General features: G+C 72.6%; 14 protein-coding genes and 1 pseudogene. 2 read left to right on the forward strand and 13 right to left on the reverse strand.

Annotated elements, in window-relative coordinates:
* Positions 1-333: 333 nt before the first annotated feature.
* A complete protein-coding gene (locus tag ABD207_RS31715) occupies positions 334-1,029 on the reverse strand; it encodes an iron-dependent transcriptional repressor DtxR (RefSeq protein WP_344016767.1) in 696 nt (231 codons plus the stop codon).
* A 293-nt stretch (positions 1,030-1,322) separates the two neighbouring features.
* Here ABD207_RS31715 and ABD207_RS31720 point away from each other — a divergent pair, with 293 nt between their 5' ends.
* Positions 1,323-2,078 carry an SIS domain-containing protein gene (locus ABD207_RS31720; RefSeq protein WP_344016768.1) on the forward strand — a complete coding sequence of 252 codons (756 nt, stop codon included), beginning with the start codon at positions 1,323-1,325 and terminating at the stop codon, positions 2,076-2,078.
* Between the two features lie 221 nt (positions 2,079-2,299).
* On the opposite strand, the gene ABD207_RS31725 is transcribed toward ABD207_RS31720, so the two are convergent.
* From ABD207_RS31725 to ABD207_RS31735, 3 genes are all read right to left on the reverse strand, one after another.
* On the reverse strand, positions 2,300-3,721 hold the full coding sequence (locus ABD207_RS31725) for a PAS domain-containing protein (protein WP_344016769.1): 1,422 nt from the start codon (positions 3,719-3,721) through the stop codon (positions 2,300-2,302).
* Between the two features lie 87 nt (positions 3,722-3,808).
* Positions 3,809-4,300: a RidA family protein gene (locus ABD207_RS31730; protein WP_344016770.1), complete on the reverse strand. Its 492-nt coding sequence runs from the start codon at positions 4,298-4,300 to the stop codon at positions 3,809-3,811.
* Positions 4,301-4,635: 335 nt separating this feature from the next.
* Complete coding sequence (locus ABD207_RS31735; RefSeq protein ID WP_344016771.1) at positions 4,636-5,736, reverse strand: citrate synthase 2; 1,101 nt, start codon at positions 5,734-5,736, stop codon at positions 4,636-4,638.
* A 250-nt stretch (positions 5,737-5,986) separates the two neighbouring features.
* Here ABD207_RS31735 and pdxH point away from each other — a divergent pair, with 250 nt between their 5' ends.
* Positions 5,987-6,673: a pyridoxamine 5'-phosphate oxidase gene (gene pdxH, locus ABD207_RS31740; RefSeq protein ID WP_343998979.1), complete on the forward strand. Its 687-nt coding sequence runs from the start codon at positions 5,987-5,989 to the stop codon at positions 6,671-6,673.
* Between the two features lie 23 nt (positions 6,674-6,696).
* On the opposite strand, the gene ABD207_RS31745 is transcribed toward pdxH, so the two are convergent.
* From ABD207_RS31745 to ABD207_RS31785, 9 genes and pseudogenes are all read right to left on the reverse strand, one after another.
* The gene (locus ABD207_RS31745; protein WP_344016772.1) at positions 6,697-7,314 is read right to left on the reverse strand and encodes a TetR/AcrR family transcriptional regulator; all 618 of its coding nucleotides are present in this window, start codon (positions 7,312-7,314) and stop codon (positions 6,697-6,699) included.
* On the reverse strand, positions 7,302-8,045 hold the full coding sequence (locus ABD207_RS31750; RefSeq protein WP_344016773.1) for an enoyl-CoA hydratase family protein: 744 nt from the start codon (positions 8,043-8,045) through the stop codon (positions 7,302-7,304). The genes ABD207_RS31745 and ABD207_RS31750 overlap by 13 nt, the downstream gene beginning before the upstream one ends.
* The gene (locus tag ABD207_RS31755) at positions 8,042-9,610 is read right to left on the reverse strand and encodes a 4-coumarate--CoA ligase family protein (RefSeq protein WP_344016774.1); all 1,569 of its coding nucleotides are present in this window, start codon (positions 9,608-9,610) and stop codon (positions 8,042-8,044) included. The genes ABD207_RS31750 and ABD207_RS31755 overlap by 4 nt, the downstream gene beginning before the upstream one ends.
* A gap of 26 nt (positions 9,611-9,636) precedes the next feature.
* Positions 9,637-10,803: an acyl-CoA dehydrogenase family protein gene (locus tag ABD207_RS31760; protein ID WP_344016775.1), complete on the reverse strand. Its 1,167-nt coding sequence runs from the start codon at positions 10,801-10,803 to the stop codon at positions 9,637-9,639.
* Between the two features lie 111 nt (positions 10,804-10,914).
* Positions 10,915-12,756 carry an ATP-binding protein gene (locus tag ABD207_RS31765; RefSeq protein WP_344016777.1) on the reverse strand — a complete coding sequence of 614 codons (1,842 nt, stop codon included), beginning with the start codon at positions 12,754-12,756 and terminating at the stop codon, positions 10,915-10,917.
* A 7-nt stretch (positions 12,757-12,763) separates the two neighbouring features.
* Positions 12,764-14,362, reverse strand: coding sequence for an acyl-CoA carboxylase subunit beta (locus tag ABD207_RS31770; RefSeq protein WP_344016778.1), 1,599 nt, complete (start codon positions 14,360-14,362; stop codon positions 12,764-12,766).
* Positions 14,359-16,068, reverse strand: coding sequence for an acyclic terpene utilization AtuA family protein (locus tag ABD207_RS31775; RefSeq protein ID WP_344016779.1), 1,710 nt, complete (start codon positions 16,066-16,068; stop codon positions 14,359-14,361). The genes ABD207_RS31770 and ABD207_RS31775 overlap by 4 nt, the downstream gene beginning before the upstream one ends.
* Before the next feature lie 152 nt (positions 16,069-16,220).
* Positions 16,221-17,009 (reverse strand): annotated as a pseudogene (locus tag ABD207_RS31780) (TIGR03084 family metal-binding protein); the annotation flags it as partial.
* Positions 17,010-17,154: 145 nt separating this feature from the next.
* Positions 17,155-18,111, reverse strand: coding sequence for an EamA family transporter (locus ABD207_RS31785; RefSeq protein WP_344016781.1), 957 nt, complete (start codon positions 18,109-18,111; stop codon positions 17,155-17,157).
* Positions 18,112-18,131: the final 20 nt, after the last annotated feature.

The following is an 18,131-nucleotide window of genomic DNA, read 5'->3' on the forward strand; positions in this document are numbered from 1 at the left end:
GGCGCCGGGGCTCCTCACATGATCACGGCCCATCCTCCCGCCCCTCCCCGGCCGGGTGACATCGCTGTCAGGACCGATGCCGCACCCGACCGCGAACCCCCGGGTCATGCCTCACGCGACAGCCTCGCACGCGATCCGGGTGTGCGCTGCGATTCCCCGCACTGGATCTTCGAAACGACGCGATCACATCGGTGGCCGGTACGGATCCGTGCGGGGCCGGTCCCGATCCCTGCGTGGACGGTACGGGAGCGATGTCAGGGCGGTGTCAGGGCTTGGCGACGAGCCCAGGCGATTGCAGGCGAGCTCAAGCGATGCCGGCGAGCCCAGGCGGTCTCAGGGCTTGGCGACGAACACGTGGGAGGCGACGTCCGGCTGCAGCTCGGCCGCCTCGCCGCTGCTGCCGACCAGCACACCGCCGCCCGCCGACTCGGTCACGCTCACCACCGAGCCCGGCTGGACCCCCGCACGGCGCAGCGTGTACATCAGCTGCGCGTCCGTCTGGATCGGCTCGCCGATCCGGCGCACCACGACCGTCTTGCCCTCGCTGCCGGGGTCGAGATCGGCCAGCGACACCATGCCCTCGTCCAGGAACGGGTCCGCGCCGTCCGTCTCGCCCAGCTCCTCCAGGCCCGGGATCGGGTTGCCGTACGGGGACTCCGTCGGGTGCCGCAGCAGCTCAAGGACGCGGCGCTCGACCGCCTCGCTCATCACGTGCTCCCAGCGGCAGGCCTCCGCGTGCACCTGCTCCCACTCCAGGCCGATCACGTCGACCAGCAGACACTCGGCCAGGCGGTGCTTGCGCATCACCCGCGTGGCCAGGCGGCGGCCCTCGTCGGTCAGCTCCAGATGGCGGTCGCTCGCCACGGAGACCAGACCGTCCCGCTCCATCCGCGCCACCGTCTGGCTGACGGTCGGACCGCTCTGATCGAGCCGTTCGGCGATCCGGGCGCGCATGGGGACCACGCCTTCCTCCTCCAGCTCGAGGATGGTGCGGAGATACATCTCCGTGGTGTCGATCAGTCCGGACATACGTGCCCCTTGATGTGATCTGCGTTTGGCTCTGCCGGAGGCTGGACGGCTCACCGGCACGTGTGCTGGCCCAGGACTCAATTCTGACGCATGTCACTGACAAGCGTGCGGCGCCGTGGAAACGGAGTGCTTCGGGGGGCTTTGGTCAACCGATGCGTCAGGTTCTGGCCAAGCCCGTGTCCGCCGCCGGGCACGCCCGCGCCGTCGTGGCCGAGCACGGCATCACCGTATTGACACGGCAGTGGTCCAGACCGCACCGTGATCCGCAACACAGCCACCCGAAGGGATGCCGCATGAGCGACCGCACGCCGGCCGACCGGTTCCTCGACGCCGCGATCGACCTGCTGCACCGGGTCCGCGACGAGGAGGCCGGCTCCATCGCGGCCGCCGGCACGCTGCTCGCCGACACGGTCGCGGACGGCGGACGCCTCTTCGCCTTCGGTGCCGGCCACTCCTCGCTCGCCGCGCAGGACGTCGTCTACCGGGCGGGCGGCCTCGCCCTGATGAACCTGCTCGCCGTGCCGGGCGCCGTCGGCGTCGACGTCACGCCCGCGACACTCGGCTCCGCTCTGGAGCGCGTCGACGGTCTCGCCACCGCCGTGCTCGGCTCCTCACCGCTGCGCGCGGGAGACGCCCTGGTGATCATCTCCCTGTCCGGACGCAACGCGCTGCCCGTGGAGATGGCCATGCGCGCCCGCGCCCTGGGCGTCCGGGTGATCGGCGTGACCTCGGTCGCCTACGCGACGGAGACCACCTCGCGGCACTCCTCGGGGACCTTCCTGAAGGACCACTGCGACGTCGTGCTCGACTCCAAGATCGCGGTCGGCGACGCGGAGCTCACCCTCGACAGCGTCCCCGCGCCCTTCGCCCCCGCGTCCACGGTCGTGACCTCGGCCCTCCTCCAGGCCGTCGTGGCCACCGCCGCCGCCACCCTCGCCGAACGCGGCATCGAGCCCCCGCTGCTGCGCTCCGGCAACGTGGACGGCGGCCACGAGTGGAACGCCCGCATCTTCGAGCAGTACGGGGACCGCATCTTCTACCGGCACTGAGGCCGGTGGAACCGCACTCCGCCGGCACTGAGGGACCACCGGACTCCGCCGACACTGAGCCGGGACCACCGGACTCCGCCGACACTGAGCCGGGACCACCGGACTCCACCGGAACTGAACCGGGACCACCGGACTCCGCCGACACTGAGCCGGGACCACCGGACTCCGCCGGCACTGAGCCGGGACCACCAGGTCCTACCGGCACCGAGCCGGGACCGGGTCTACCGGTCCTCCTCCCCCAGCAGCCCCGCCAGCCCCGCCAGATCCAGCGCCGAGGCGATCCGTACGGCCACGTCCTCGGCGTACAGGGTGTCGGAGCGCTCGAAGGGCGTACGCCCAGCACCCCGCAGAAACGTCACGGCACCCAGGGTGCGCCCGCGGCTGCGCAACGCCGTGCACAGGGCGTGCACCGTGTCCGGCGGCCACTGGCGCGACTCCGCCCACGCCCGCCGCTCCTCCGGGCCCACCTTCCCGGCGTTCGCCCGCACCGAACCGGCCCGCTCCACGCACTGCAGCGCCGGATGCCCCCGCTCGTAGCGCACCGGCAGCCCCGCACCGCCCGCGAGACTGCTCGGCCCCGGCGCCCCCGAGGGCGTGGCCGCGATCCGCACCAGCCGGACCGGACCCTCCTCCGCGCCGTCACGCACCGCACTCTCCACGACCCGGTCGATCAGCGCATGATCGGCGAACCCGGCCAGCGCGAAGTCCAGATGGATCGTCGCCGCCTCCGCCGGGTCCTCGCACTCCGCCGCCGCCCGCGCCGCCCGGTGCAGCTGCTGCGTGCGGAACCTCAGCAGCGAGGCCTCCTGCTCCGCCTGCTTGGACTCGGTCACGTCCTGGAACAGCCAGCCCACGCCCAGCGGAACCGGCTCCTCCGCCAGCGGCGAGGACAACCGCAGGAAGCCGCTGCGCCAGCAGCGCCGCCGCTCGCCCTCCGGCGTGCGCACGCTCACCCAGATCTCCGCCGGCGCCGGCGGCGCGCCCTCCGCCAGCACATGCGTCAGCGCGCTCTCCAGCTCCTCCACACCCTGAGCCAGCAGTTCTCCCAGCGGCCGGCCCAGCACCGACGTACGCCCCGTGCCCAGCGCCTTGGCCGCCGCCGCGTTCACCACCGCCGGACGCAGATCGGCGTCCACCAGCACGACACCCCAGGAGGCGTCCTCCAGCAGCGCCTCGCTCAGCGCGATCGACCGCTCCAGATCGATCTGCGCATGCACCTCGCTGAACGCGCAGTACACCCCGGCCGGCTTGCCGTCCGGGCCGCGCACCGCCGCCGACTGGGTGCGCACCAGCACCCGGCGGCCGTCCTTGGTCAGCAGCGCGAACTCGTGCACCTGGCGGCCGGGCGCGTCCATCGCCGACATCAGCCGCGCCTGGACCTCCTCGGCGTCCGCGGGCCGCACCGCCCATCCCGCGAACCCCTGCCGTCCCACCGCCTCCTCGGCACTCCACCCCAGAATCCGCTCCGCCTCGCGGTTCCAGTGGGTCACCACCCCGTCCGCGTCGAAGGCGCACAGGGCGGCATCCATGCCGTCCAGCAGAGCGGCAAGCAGATCGGACCCGTCCGAGCCGTCCCTGCTCTCCCGCTCGGGCTCGTCGGGCTCCAGCTCGTCCTTGGTTCCAGTACGCCGGGAAGCACTCACCTGGACCCCCTGCAGGCTGCGTGCGCGCTACGGCGCGACGGTTCGCTCACTCGCAATCATTCAACTTGAACGTGATCCAGTGCACACTCAGTTCCCGGAAGCTTGAGTCAATCGTTGTACACGGCCGCTTCCCCGCCGCGCGTCCACCTCGATCTCGATGCGCATCCGGGGATCGGCCAGCTCGCACACCATCATCGTCGCGGCCGGCCGCACCTCGCCGAAGTACCGCCTGAGCACCGGCCAGCACGGCTCGAAGTCCTCCCGCCGGGGCAGCAGATACCGCACCCGCACCACATCGGCGAAGCCGCACCCCGCCTCCTCGAGCGCCGCCGCGATGTTCCGCAGGCACTGCTCGGCCTGCTCGACCACGTCCTCGGAGATCGTCATCGTCGCGTAGTCGAAGCCGGTCGTCCCCGACACATACACCCGGTCCCCGTCCACCACGGCGCGCGCATACCCGATCCGCTCCTCGAACACGGACCCACTCGACACGGCCCACCGCTCCGACGCCTGCTCCGCCCGCTCCGTCTGCCCCGCCTGCTCAGCCCGCTCCATCTGCTCGGCCCGTGTATCGCCCATGGCGGCACGCTAGGTGATCTCCACCGGCTGTCCGGGAGAAATCTCGAAAAGGGCTCGCGAAAAGCGGTTGCTGCGCGGGCGCGGCGCTTCTTAGGGTTCCAGGTACACGAGAAGGGAGGTGGTTCGGCAGATGTATGACTACCGGACGCGTGAGGTGGCTGCGGGCTAGCGGTCCGCCACCACACTCAGTGCGGTGCCGGACCAGCTCGTGAACGAAGCGGGCAGCCGGCCCAATCCCAAGCAGTCACCCGACCCGCGAGTCGCCGGTACGTCCGGCCGGCTCCTCCCGTTGCGGAGGACCCGGGCTCGCGGGTCGTCTGCGTTCCGGGGGCCGGTCAGTGGGCGATCTCGGCGTAGCCCTCGATCTCGCGGGGGTCGCGCGGGCCCGGGCCCACGTAGCGGGCGGAGGGGCGGACCAGGCGTCCGGTGCGCTTCTGCTCCAGGATGTGGGCGGACCAGCCGGCCGTGCGGGCGCAGGTGAACATGGACGTGAACATGTGGGCCGGGACCTCGGCGAAGTCGAGGACGATCGCCGCCCAGAACTCCACGTTGGTGGCCAGCACCCGGTCGGGGCGGCGGGCGTGCAGCTCGGCCAGGGCGGCCTTCTCCAGTGCCTCGGCGACCTCGTAGCGGGGGGCGCCCAGTTCGCGGGCGGTGCGGCGCAGCACGCGGGCGCGGGGGTCCTCGGCGCGGTAGACGCGGTGGCCGAAGCCCATGATGCGCTCGCCCCTGTCGAGGGCCCTCTTGACGTAGCCCTCGGCGTCGCCGGTGCGCTCGATCTCCTCGATCATGCCGAGTACGCGGGAGGGGGCGCCGCCGTGCAGCGGGCCGGACATGGCGCCGACGGCCCCGGACAGGGCGGCCGCCACGTCGGCGCCGGTGGAGGCGATGACGCGGGCGGTGAAGGTGGAGGCGTTCATGCCGTGCTCGGCGGCGGAGGTCCAGTAGGCGTCGACGGCGGCGACGTGCTTGGGGTCGGGCTCGCCGCGCCAGCGGATCATGAAGCGTTCGACGACGGACTGGGCCTTGTCTATCTCGCGCTGCGGCACCATGGGCAGGCCCTGGCCGCGAGCGGACTGGGCGACGTAGGACAGCGCCATGACGGCGGCGCGGGCGAGGTCGTCGCGGGCCTGCTTCTCGTCGATGTCGAGGAGCGGTTTCAGGCCCCAGACGGGGGCGAGCATGGCGAGGGCGGACTGCACGTCGACGCGGATGTCGCCGGAGTGGACGGGGATGGGGAAGGGCTCGGCCGGCGGCAGGCCGGGGTTGAAGGCACCGTCGACGAGCAGGCCCCATACGTTGCCGAAGGACACGTGGCCGACGAGGTCCTCGATGTCGACGCCGCGGTAGCGGAGCGCGCCGCCCTCCTTGTCCGGTTCGGCGATCTCCGTCTCGAACGCGATGACTCCTTCGAGCCCGGGTACGAAGTCGGACATCAGGCGGCTCCTCGTGATGTGGACAGATGCGGATGCGATGCGCTGCGGCAGGCGGTTTGTGCGTCCGGTGGATCCGCGGACTCGTCGAGGTGACGCACGGTTCGGACGTACCCCTGTGATGCCCGGCTGGCGGTCACCCAACCGGGTCAGTGGCAGCACGATATCCCCGAGTGCCACGCTTGGGGAGAGTTCGCGGCACTCAGTGCCACTCAGTGACTAAGGCCACCGTGGCCCCCACCGGTTTGCGTGGATGCGGCAGGATGACGGCGTGACCGATCGAGATGCCGCACCCTTCGATCTCGCCGCGATGCGCAAGCAGTACCGGAGCGAGGGTCTTCTGGAGGCGGACCTGGCCGCCACACCCGTCGAGCAGTTCGCGCGCTGGTTCAAGCAGGCCGCGACGGAGGGCGGGCTGTTCGAGCCGAACGCGATGATCGTGTCGACGGCGGACGCCCGGGGCCGGCCCAGCTCGCGGACGGTGCTGCTGAAGCACTTCGACGACGAGGGGTTCGTGTTCTACACGAACTACGACTCACGCAAGGGCCGTGACCTGGCGGAGAACCCGTATGTCTCGCTGCTGTTCCCCTGGCACGGGGTGGCCCGGCAGGTGATCGTGAACGGTGTGGCGCGGCGGACCGGCCGGGACGAGACGGCCGCGTACTTCCGCACCCGCCCGCACGGCTCCCAGCTGGGTGCGTGGGCGAGCGCCCAGTCGCGGGTGGTGGCCTCCCGCGACGAGCTGGACGCCGCCTATGCCGAGCTGGCGTCCCGCTATCCGGAGGGCGAGCAGGTGCCGGTGCCGCCGCACTGGGGCGGGTTCCGGGTCAGGCCGGAGACGGTGGAGTTCTGGCAGGGCCGGGAGAACCGGCTGCACGACCGGCTGCGCTACGTGGCGGAGCCCGGCGGCGGCTGGCGGGTGGAGCGGCTCGCGCCCTGAGCCTCCGGCCCGGATGCCGGCGCCTAGCCGTCGAGGACGTCGTCCAGCAGCCGGGCCCACTGCTCCACCACGCGTTCCCGGCGGGCGGAGTCGTCGGTGAGGAGGTTGGCGAGGCCGAGGCCGCGGGCCATGTCGAGCAGGCCCTGAACGGTCTCGCGGACCCCGGGGCGGGTCTCGTCGGCGCCGAGGAGGTCCACGGCGATGCGGTGGCTCTCGCGGCCGACGCGGGTCTCCAGCTCGGTGACGCGGGCGCGCAGCTGCTCCTCGTTGGTGGCGGCGACCCACAGGTGCAGGGCGGCGCGGAACAGGGGGCCGGTGTAGAGGTCGACGAGGGCGGCGACCACGGCGTGGCGGTCGGCGGTCCCGGCGCCCTCGGGGAAGAGGGCGCGCAGGGCGGTGGAGCGTTCCTCGGCGACGTACTCGACGGCGGCGGTGAACAGGTCCTCGCGGGTCGGGAAGTGGTGCTGGGCGGCGCCCCGGGAGACGCCGGCGCGTTCGGCGACGACGGAGACCGTGGAACCCGCCCAGCCGTGTTCGGCCAGGCAGGCCACGGCGGCCTCCAGGAGGCGCTGCCGGGTGGCCCGGCTGCGGTCCTGCTTGGGGACTCGTTCGGCACGGTCTGCCGTGCTCACACCACCCATTCCGCATCCCGTCGTTCGAGGAAGGCCGTCATCCCCTCGCGCGCCTCGGCGGAGGCGAAGAGGCGGGCCGAGAGCGCGGTGAGGTCGGCCGCGTCCCGGTCGAATGTCTCCAGCACCCTAGCCGTGAGCAGCCGTTTCGTCTCGGCCAGGGCCTGGGGTGAGGATCGGCGGATCCCGTCCAGGACGGGTTCGAGCACGGCGTCCATGTCATCCATGTCCTCGCCCGCGGCCGTGACCAGGCCGATGCGGGCGGCCTCGGCGGCGTCGAACCGCTCCCCGGTGAGGTAGTAGCGGGCGAGGGCGCGGGGGTCGGTGCGGGGCAGCAGGGTGAGGGAGATGACGGCGGGGGCGACGCCGATGCGGACCTCGGTGAAGGCGAAGGTCGCCTGCGCCGAGGCGGCGGCGATGTCGCAGGCGGCGAGCAGGCCGAGGCCGCCCGCGCGGACGTGGCCGGTGACCCGGGCGATGACCGGTTTGGGCAGCTCGACGATCTGCCGCAGCAGGCCCACCAGGGCGTCGGGGTCGGGCGGGTCGCGCAGGTCGGCGCCCGCGCTGAAGGTGTTGCCGGTGTGGGTGAGCAGCACCGCGCGGACGCCGGTGTCCTTGCCGGCGTCGGTGAGCGCGGCGGCCAGGTCGCCGACGAGGGCGGCGGAGAGGGCGTTGCGGTTGTGCGGGGAGTCGAGGATGAGGGTCTCGACTCCCCGCGTCCGCGTGCGGTCGATCAGGGTCATGTGCGTTCCCTCAGTTCGCGGCGGAGGATCTTGCCGCTGGCGGCGCGGGGCACGGCGTCGATGAAGGTGACGCGCCGGACGCGCTTGTAGGGGGCGACGCGTTCGGCGACGTACATCATCACCTCGCCCTCGGAGAGTTCCGGTGCGGAGGGCTGGCGGACGACATGGGCGTGCGGGACCTCGTTGCCGTCGTCGTCGTAGGCGCCGATGACGGCGGCGTCGGCGATGCCGGGGTGGGTGAGCAGCAGGGCCTCCAGTTCGGCGGGGGCCACCTGGAAGCCCTTGTACTTGATCAGTTCCTTGACGCGGTCGACGACGAAGAGCCAGCCGTTCTCGTCGACGTGTCCGACGTCGCCGGTGTGCAGCCAGCCGTCCTCATCGATCATGGCGGCGGTGGCGTCGGGGCGGCCGAGGTAGCCCTTCATCACCTGGGGGCCGCGGATGAGGATCTCGCCGGACTCGCCGGGGCCGAGGTCCTTGCCGGGGTCGTCGAGGGAGACGATGCGCATCTCGGTGCCGGCGATGAGCTTGCCGACGGTGCCGGGCGGGGCCTCGCGCATGGCGTCCAGGGGCACGACGTGGGTGCCGGGGGAGAGTTCGGTCATGCCGTAGGCCTGGCCGACGGGCGGCAGGCCGAGCCGTTCGGCGCAGGCGACGGCGAGCCGGGCGTCCAGGGGTGCGGCGGCGCTGATGATGTACTTCAGCGAGCTGAGGTCGTACTGAGCGACCAGCGGGTGCTTGGCGAGGGCCAGCACTATGGGAGGCGCCACGTACAGGCCGGTGATGCGGTGGTTCTGGATGGCGGCGAGGAAGGTCTCCAGCTCGAAGCGGGGCAGCACGACCACGGTGGCGCCATGCCGCAGGGGGGCGTTCATCAGGGCGGTCAGCCCGTAGATGTGGAAGAACGGCAGCACGGCGAGGATGCGGTCGCCGGGGCCGGCGTTGATCGCCGAGTTGAGCTGGGCGAGGTTGGTGGCGATCTGCCGGTGGGTGAGCATCACGCCCTTGGGGGTGCCGGTGGTGCCGGAGGAGTACGGCAGGGCGGCGACGTCCTCGGCCGGGTCGATGGCCGGCTCGGGCTCGGGCGCGGTGCTGCCGAGCATGTCGATCAGCGAGCGGTGTCCGGGCGCGCTGTCGCAGACGAAGATCTCCTTCACGCCGCCGGCGAGGTCGGCGGCGCGGCGGGCGGTGTCCAGCAGCGGGGAGACGGTGACGATCCAGCGGGCCGCGCAGTCCTTGAGCTGTTTGCCGAACTCCTCGGCGGTGGCGAGCGGGTGCACGGTGGTGACCGAGGCGCCCGCCCGGGTGGCGGCGTAGAAGGCGGTGGGGAAGGCGATGGTGTTGGGGCTGTGCAGGGCGAGTACATCGCCCTTGCGCACTCCGGCCTCGGCGAGCGCGGCGGCGATCCGCCGGTGGAACCGGTCCACCTGCTCGTACGAGAGGGTGGTGCCGTCGGTGCCGTCGATCAGGGCGGGGGCGTCGCCGAACTCGGCGGCACGTCCCAGGACGGCTTCGTGGATGGGGAGTTCGACGGGCGGGACGTCTGCGTACTCGCTGCGGAACATCGTTCCTCCAAGGCGGCGACGGCGGCCTAGTACGACTTGGGCAGGCCCAGGGTCTGGTGGGACACGTAGTTGAGAATCATCTCCCGGCTGACCGGTGCGATACGAGACACGCGCGCGGCCGTCACCATGGAGGCGAGCCCGAACTCACGGGTGAGGCCGTTGCCGCCGAGGGTGTGCACGGCCTGGTCGACTGCGTGGACGCAGGCCTCCGCGGCCGCGTACTTGGCCATGTTGGCGGCCTCCCCGGCGCCGACGTCGTCGCCGGCGTCGTAGAGGTGGGCGGCCTTCTGCATCATCAGGCGGGCCAGTTCGAGCTCGATGTGCGCCTGGGCGAGGGGGTGGGCGATGGCCTGGTGGGCGCCGATGGGGGTCTTCCAGACGGTGCGTTCGCGGGCGTACTCGACGGCGCGGCCGAGCGCGTAGCGGCCCATGCCGATGGCGAAGGCGGCGGTCATGATGCGCTCGGGGTTGAGTCCGGCGAACAGCTGGAGCAGGCCCGCGTCCTCGTCGCCGACCAGCGCATCGGCGGGCAGCCGGACGTCGTCCAGGACCAGCTCGAACTGCTTCTCGGCGGCGTTGAGCTCCATGTCGATGGGGCGCCGCTGGAAGCCGGGCGTCTCGCGCGGGACGATGAACAGGCAGGGCTTGAGGCGTCCGGTGCGGGCGTCCTCGGTGCGGCCGACGATGAGGGTGGCGTCGGCGAAGTCGACACCGGAGACGAAGACCTTGCGGCCGGTGAGGATCCAGTCGCCGGAGCCGGGGTCGCGGCGGGCGGTGGTGGTGATGCGGTGGCTGTTGGAGCCGGCGTCGGGTTCGGTGATGCCGAAGGCCATGATGCGGGTGCCGTCGGCCAGGCCGGGCAGCCAGTCGCGCTTCTGCTGCTCGGTGCCGAAGCGGGCGATGACCGTGCCGCAGATGGCGGGCGAGACGATCAGCATCAGCAGCGGTGAGCCGGCGGCGCCGAGTTCCTCGAGGACGAGGGAGAGTTCGGCGATGCCGCCGCCTCCGCCGCCGTACTCCTCGGGGAGGTTGACGCCCAGGTAGCCGAGCTTGGCCGCGTCCTGCCACAGCTCGGCGGGGTGGCGGCCCTCGGCGACGGTGCGGGTGAAGTAGTCGCGGCCGTAGCGCTTGCCGAAGGCGGCGACGGCTTCTCGGAGTGCCTTGTGCTCGTCGGATTCGATGTGGGTGGTCACGCGGTCCTCCGGGGTGTGGGTTGTCTGTGACCGGGCCGCAGGCGCATGGGGCGCCTGGGCCCTTGATCCCTGGGCGGGCATCCCTGGGCGGGCATCCCTGGGCGGGCTTCCCTAGGCGGGTTGCACCACGGCCAGCACCGTGCCGGGCTCGACCTGCTGGCCCGGCTTGGCGTTGAGGGTGGTGAGGGTGCCGTCGGCCGGGGCGGTGATCTTGTGCTGCATCTTCATGGCCTCCAGCCACAGCAGGGGCTGCCCCGCCTCGACCGGGGCGCCTTCGGTGAGTCCCTCGGCGACGCGGACGACCACGCCGGGCATGGGGGCCAGCAGGGACCCCGGTGCGTGCTGGTCGGCCGGGTCGGGGAAGCGGGGCAGTGCGGTGAGGCGGGTGCCGCCCACGAAGACGGTGTCGCCGTACCGGGCCACCTCGAACCGGCGCTGCACTCCGCCGGCTTCGAGGACGACGTGCGCGGCGTCCGCGTGCACGACCCGCACCCCGTCGGCCTCCAGTCCGCCCCGGGTGTGCCGGTAGCGGACCTCGTGCTCCTCGCCGTCGATCGCGTACCGCTTGATCTGCGGGGCGGACGGCAGATTGCGCCAGCCGCCGAAACGGGAGCGGCCGTGGGCGTCGGCGAGGGCGGCGGCCAGGGGGGCGAGCGGGTCGGGGGCGCTCCGGGTGAGGTCGGGCAGATGGCGCTCGTAGAAGCCGGTGTCCATCCGCCCCTCGGTGAACTCCGGGTGCCGCAGGGAGCGGACCAGCAGGTCCCGGTTGGTGACCGGGCCGTGGATCGCCGCGCGTTGCAGGGCACTGGCCAGCTTGCGGATCGCCTCGGCTCGGGTGGGCGCGTGGGCGACGACCTTGGCGAGCATCGGGTCGTAGTGGACGCCGATGTCGTCGCCGTCGGTGTAGCCGGTGTCCAGGCGCACGTTGCCGGGGACGGAGAGGCGATGGAGCCGGCCGGTCTGCGGGGCCCACTCGCGCGCGGGGTCCTCGGCGTACAGCCGGGCCTCCACGGCGTGCCCCTGCGCGGCCGGCGGCTCGGCCGCCAGTGCATGCCCCTCGGCGACGCGGATCTGCTCGGCGACCAGGTCGACGCCGAACACCGCCTCGGTGACCGGGTGTTCCACCTGCAGCCGGGTGTTCATCTCCAGGAAGTGCGCCCGCTCGCCCGCGACGAGGAACTCCACGGTCCCGGCGCCCACGTAGTCCACCGCGCGGGCGGCGCGCACGGCGAGGCGGTGGAGTTCCGCGGTGAGGGACTCGGACAGTCCGGGTGCCGGTGCCTCCTCGACGACCTTCTGGTGGCGGCGCTGCAGCGAGCAGTCGCGGGTGCCGAGCGCCCAGACGGTGCCGTGGGTGTCGGCGAGGATCTGCACCTCGACATGGCGTCCGCCCTCCACATAGGGCTCGACGAACACCTCACCGTCACCGAAGGCGCTCGCCGCCTCCGCGCGGGCAGCGGCCAACTCCGCGTCCAGGTCGGCGAGTTCGCGCACCACGCGCATGCCGCGTCCGCCGCCGCCCGCCGCGGCCTTCACCAGCACCGGCAGGTCGGCCTCGGTGACCTCGCGCAGCGGCTCGATGCCCATGAGCTGCTTGGCGCGGGTCTTGGAGGCCATCGCCTCGATCGCCTCCGGCGGCGGCCCGATCCACACAAGACCCGCGTCCCGCACGGCACGGGCGAAGCCCGCGTTCTCGGAGAGGAAGCCGTATCCGGGGTGCAACGCGTCCGCCCCGGCGGTGAGCGCCGCCTTCACGATCAGGTCGCCGCGCAGATAGGTGTCGGCGGGCGCCGAACCCGGCAGCCGTACGGCGCTGTCGGCCATGCGGACGTGCAGGGCGCCCGCGTCGGCGTCCGAGTGCACGGCGACGGTGCGGATGCCCAGCTCGCGGCAGGTGCGGACGATCCGGCAGGCGATCTCGCCCCGGTTCGCGACAAGCACGGAATCAATCACTGTTGCCTCACATCCGGAAGACGCCGAAGCCACCGCGTGCGCCCTCGTAGGGCGCGGTGTGGATGGCGGACAGGCACAGGCCGAGGACGGTGCGGGTGTCGCGCGGGTCGATGACGCCGTCGTCGTAGAGCCGGCCGGAGAGGAACATCGGCAGCGACTCGGACTCGATCTGCTGCTCCACCATGGCGCGCAGCGCCGCGTCCGCCTCCTCGTCGTAGGGCTTGCCCTTCGCCGCGGCGGACTGGCGGGCGACGATGGACAGCACCCCGGCGAGCTGCTGCGGGCCCATCACCGCGGACTTGGCGCTGGGCCAGGCGAACAGGAAGCGGGGGTCGTAGGCCCGCCCGCACATGCCGTAGTGGCCGGCGCCGTACGACGCCCCCATGAGCACCGACAGATGGGGCACCTTCGAGTTGCTGACCGCATTGATCATCATGGCGCCGTGCTTGATGATCCCGCCCTGCTCGTACTCCTTGCCGACCATGTAGCCGGTGGTGTTGTGCAGGAACAGCAGCGGGATGTCGCGCTGGTTGGCGAGCTGGATGAACTGGGCCGCCTTCTGCGACTCCTCGGAGAACAGCACCCCCTGGGCGTTGGCGAGGATGCCCACCGGATAGCCGTGCAGGGTGGCCCAGCCGGTGGTGAGGCTCCTGCCGTACAGCGGCTTGAACTCGTCGAAGTCGGAGGCGTCGACGATGCGGGCGATGACCTCGCGCGGATCGAAGGGGATCTTGAGGTCGTCCGGGACGATGCCGAGCAGCTCCTCCGGGTCGTACTTGGGGGGCTCGGCCGGGCCCGGATCGGGGTACGCCTTGCGGTGGTTGAGGCGGGCGACGACCCGGCGGGCCTGGCGCAGCGCGTCCATCTCGTCGAGGGCGAAGTAGTCGGCGAGGCCCGACACCCGCGCGTGCATCTCGGCGCCGCCCAGGGACTCGTCGTCGCTCTCCTCGCCGGTCGCCATCTTCACCAGCGGCGGACCGCCGAGGAACACCTTCGCCCGCTCCTTGACCATGATCACGTGGTCGGACATGCCGGGAACGTAGGCGCCGCCGGCGGTGGAGTTGCCGAAGACGACGGCGACGGTGGGGATCCCGGCGGCGGACAGCCGGGTGAGGTCGCGGAAGATGGCGCCGCCCGGGATGAAGATCTCCTTCTGGGACGGCAGATCCGCACCGCCGGACTCGACCAGGCTGATGCAGGGCAGCCGGTTGGCGAACGCGATCTCATGGGCGCGCAGCGCCTTCTTCAGGCTCCACGGATTGCTGGCACCGCCACGCACGGTCGGGTCGTTGGCGGTGATCAGGCACTCCACGCCCTCCACGACCCCGATGCCGGTGACCAGGGAGGCGCCGACGGTGTAGTCGCTCCCCCAGCCGGCCAGCGGGGACAGCTCCAGGAACGGGGTGTCGGGATCGAGCAGCGCCTCGATCCGCTCCCGGGCGAGCAACTTGCCGCGCTTCCGGTGCCGTTCGATGTACTTCTCGCCGCCGCCCGCGAGGGCCTTGGCGTGCTCGGCGTCGAGTTCGGCGAGCTTGGCGAGCATCGCCTCGCGGTGCGCCCGGTACTCGGGGCTGTCGGTGTCCACGGCGGTGTCGAGAACCGTCACAGCAGGACCTCCGGTATGTCCAGGTGGCGGGAGCGCAGCCATTCGCCGAGCGCCTTGGCCTGCGGGTCGAAACGGTGCTGGGCGGCGACGCCCGCGCCGAGGATCCCCTCGACGACGAAGTTCAGGGCGCGCAGGTTGGGCAGCACGTGCCGGGTCACGGGAAGGCCGGCGGCCTCCGGGATCAGCTCCCGGAACCGCTCCGCGGTCAGGTGATGTGCGAGCCACCGCCAGGCGGGGTCACTGACCGCCCACACACCGACGTTGGCGTTCCCGCCCTTGTCCCCGCTGCGGGCCCCGGCGACGACACCGAGCGGCGCCCTCCGGGTGGGCCCGGCGGGCAGCGGCTCGGGCAGCGGGGGTTCGGGTACGTCGGTCAGGGGGGCGGTGTCCGCCGGCGGCGGCACCGGGATGCGGCGCCCGTCGTGGAGGACGGCTGTGTGGTCAACGGCATCCTGAGGGACGTACGCCGCCTCGAACACCCCGTAGGGCGAGCCCTTTCCGGGCGGCGAGAGCACATGGAACCCGGGGTAGCTGGCCAGTGCGAGCTCGATGGCGGCGCCGCTCAGCGCCCGCCCGACCTTGGCCTCGTCGGCGTCCCGTACGACGAGCCGCAGCAGGGCGCTGGCGGTCTCCTCGGTGCCGGCGTCGGGGCGGTCGGTGCGCACCAGGTCCCAGCGCACCTCGGCGGGCGGCGACTTGGCGAGCGCCTCGCCCATCTGGGCCCTGACCAGCTCGGCCTTGGCCTCGATGTCGAGCCCGGTGAGCACGAAGACGACCTCGTTGCGGAATCCGCCGAGCCGGTTGAGCCCCGCCTTGAGGACGGGCGGCGGTGCCTCGCCCCGCACCCCGTCGATGCGCACCCGGTCGGTCCCGTCCCGGGTGAGCCGCACGGTGTCGAGGCGGGCGGTGACATCGGGCCCCGCGTACCGGGCTCCCCCGGTCTCGTAGAGCAGCTGCGCGGTGACGGTGCCGGTGTCGACGAAGCCACCGGTGCCGGGGTGCTTGGTGATGACGCTGCTGCCGTCGGCGTGGATCTCGGCGAGCGGGAAGCCGGGGTGCCGGACGTCGCCGTCCCGGAAGAAGGAGTAGTTGCCGCCGGTGGCCTGGGTGCCGCACTCCAGCACATGCCCGGCGATCACGGCCCCCGCGAGTTCATCGTGGTCGTCCGGGGTCCAGCCGAAGCGGGCGGCGGCGGGACCGGTGACCAGGGCCGCGTCGGTGACCCGTCCGGTGACCACGACGTCGGCGCCCTCGCGCAGACAGGCGGCGATCCCGAAGCCGCCGAGGTAGGCGTGGGCGGCCAGGGCGCCCGGGTGGGCGGCGGTGAGGTCGTCGCCCTCGACATGGGCGACGCGCACCGGCACACCGATCTCGGCGGCCAGCTTGCGCACGGCGTCCGCGAGACCGGCCGGGTTGAGCCCGCCGGCATTGCTGACGATTCTGACGCCCCGCTCGTGGGCCAGGCCCAGGCATTCCTCGAGCTGGCGCAGGAAGGTGCGGGCGTATCCGGCGTCCGGGTTCTTCAGCCGGTCGCGGGCCAGGATGAGCATGGTCAGCTCGGCGAGATAGTCGCCGGTGAGGACGTCCAGGTCGCCGCCGGTGAGCATCTCGCGCATCGCGTCGAAGCGGTCGCCGTAGAAGCCGGAGGCGTTGCCTATGCGCAGGGGCGACCCGGCCTTCGCCGTCCCGGTTGCCGTGCCCGTCACGGGGCCGCCTCCCCCTTGGACTCACGACCTGCCTCGGCCTCACGACCTGCCTCGGGCTCACGACCTGCCTCGGGCTCACGACCGGCCTCGGGCTCACGACCGGCCTCGGGCGCACGTCCGCCCTTGGACTCACGTCCGCTCTTGGACTCACGTCCGCTCTTGGGCTCACGTCCGCCGCCCGGAGGCCCGGCGAAGGCCTGGGCGATGTCCAGCCAGCGGTCGGCGTCGGGACCGTGGGCGGTGAGGGCGAGATCGCTGCGGTGGGCGCGCTGGGTGACCAGCAGACAGAAGTCGAGCGCGGGGCCGGTGACGGACTGGGCCGCGTCCTCGGGCCCGTACACCCACCGGTCCTCACCGCCCGGTGCGGTGAGCTCGACCCGGAAGGGGTCGGCGGGCGGGGTGAGCTGGTGCACCGCGTAGGCGAAGTCCCGGGTGCGGACCCCGAGCCAGGCCACATGCCGGAGCCGGTCCGTAGGCGGCCGCACCACACCGAGCCCGTCGGCGATGTCCAGGCCGTGCGCCCAGGTCTCCATGAGCCGGGCGGTGGCCATGGAGGCGGCGGACATGGGCGGGCCGTACCAGGGGAAGCGGGCCCCGGCGGGGGCGGCCCGCAGGGCGTCGGCGAGCGCGGCACGGTCCTCGCGCCACCGCGCCAGCAGCTCGGCGGGCTCGGCCCGGGCCCCCTCGTCGGCACCCTCGTCCACGAACGAGTACGGCGCGGCGAGGGCCGCCTCGACGAGTTTCTGGAAGCCGTCGGCATCGGTGACGGCGAGCAGGGCGGACCGGTCGGTCCAGGCGAGGTGCGCGATCTGATGAGCGACGGTCCAGCCGGGCGCGGGAGTCGGAAGCCTCCAGCCGTCCTCCCCCAACCCGGCCACCAGCCGGTCGAGTTCGTCGCTCTCGGCACACAGGTCGTCGATGACGGGCGTCGGGTCGGCCATGAGGGGGAGCATGGCAGTGACCCACTAAACAATCAAGCATGCTTGCATGAATTTCTCGCCGGGCTCCGGAGGCACCCGCCGACCCCGGAGGGCGAGGCAACGCGAAACAGGCGGGGCGGCGTCCGCCCGCCGCCGAAGTCGCCTCCTACACCCCGGACGACACCTTGCGCTTGCCCGGCCGCGGCCCCGCCTGGGTCCGCACCGCGCCCATGCTCGCCACGATGACCAGGGCGATGGCGGCGGCCTCGGGGGCGGTGAGGGTCTGGTTCAGGAGCAGGAAGCCCGCGGTCGCGGCGATGGCCGGCTCCAGGCTCATCAGGATGGCGAAGGTGGAGGCGGGCAGGCGGCGCAGGGCGAGCAGCTCCAGGGTGTAGGGGAGCACGGAGGAGAGCAGGGCGACCGCTCCGCCGAGGGCCACGGTCGTCGGGTCGAGCAGCTTGGTGCCCGCCTCGGCGACACCCAGCGGCAGGAAGAGCACCGCAGCCACGGCCATGGCGAGCGCGAGCCCGTCGGCCTGCGGGAAGCGGCGGCCGGTGCGGGCGCTGAAGACGATGTACGCGGCCCACATGCCGCCGGCGCCCAGCGCGAACAGGACACCCAGCGGATCGAGGCTGCTGAACCCGCCACCGCCGAGCAGGAACACACCGACGAGGGCCAGCGCGGCCCACACCAGATTGATCGCGCGGCGGGAGGCGACGACGGAGAGGATGAGGGGCCCGAGGACCTCCAGCGTGACCGCGGGGCCGAGCGGAATGCGGTCGACGGACTGATAGAACAGCCCGTTCATCCCCGCCATGGCGAGGCCGAAGACGACGACCGTCCCCCAGTCGGTCCGCGAGTGCCCGCGCAGCCGGGGCCGGCAGACCGCCATCAGCACCACGGCGGCCACCAGCAGCCGCAGGGTGACCACCCCGAGCGCACCGGCCCGGGGCATCAGCATCACCGCGAGCGCGCCGCCGAACTGTACGGATATCCCGCCGGCGAGCACCAGCCCGACCGGCCCGAGGGACCCCCAGCCGCGCGGCGCACCACCCGGCACGGAGGCCGGGTCCTGGCCCGCCGGGGTGACGGTGGACGGAGTCGTGGAGCTGGGCGTGGTCACGGGGCCTTCCTGAGCGTCGG

The organism is Streptomyces thermospinosisporus, from assembly GCF_039526425.1.
Lineage (GTDB): Bacteria > Actinomycetota > Actinomycetes > Streptomycetales > Streptomycetaceae > Streptomyces > Streptomyces thermocarboxydovorans.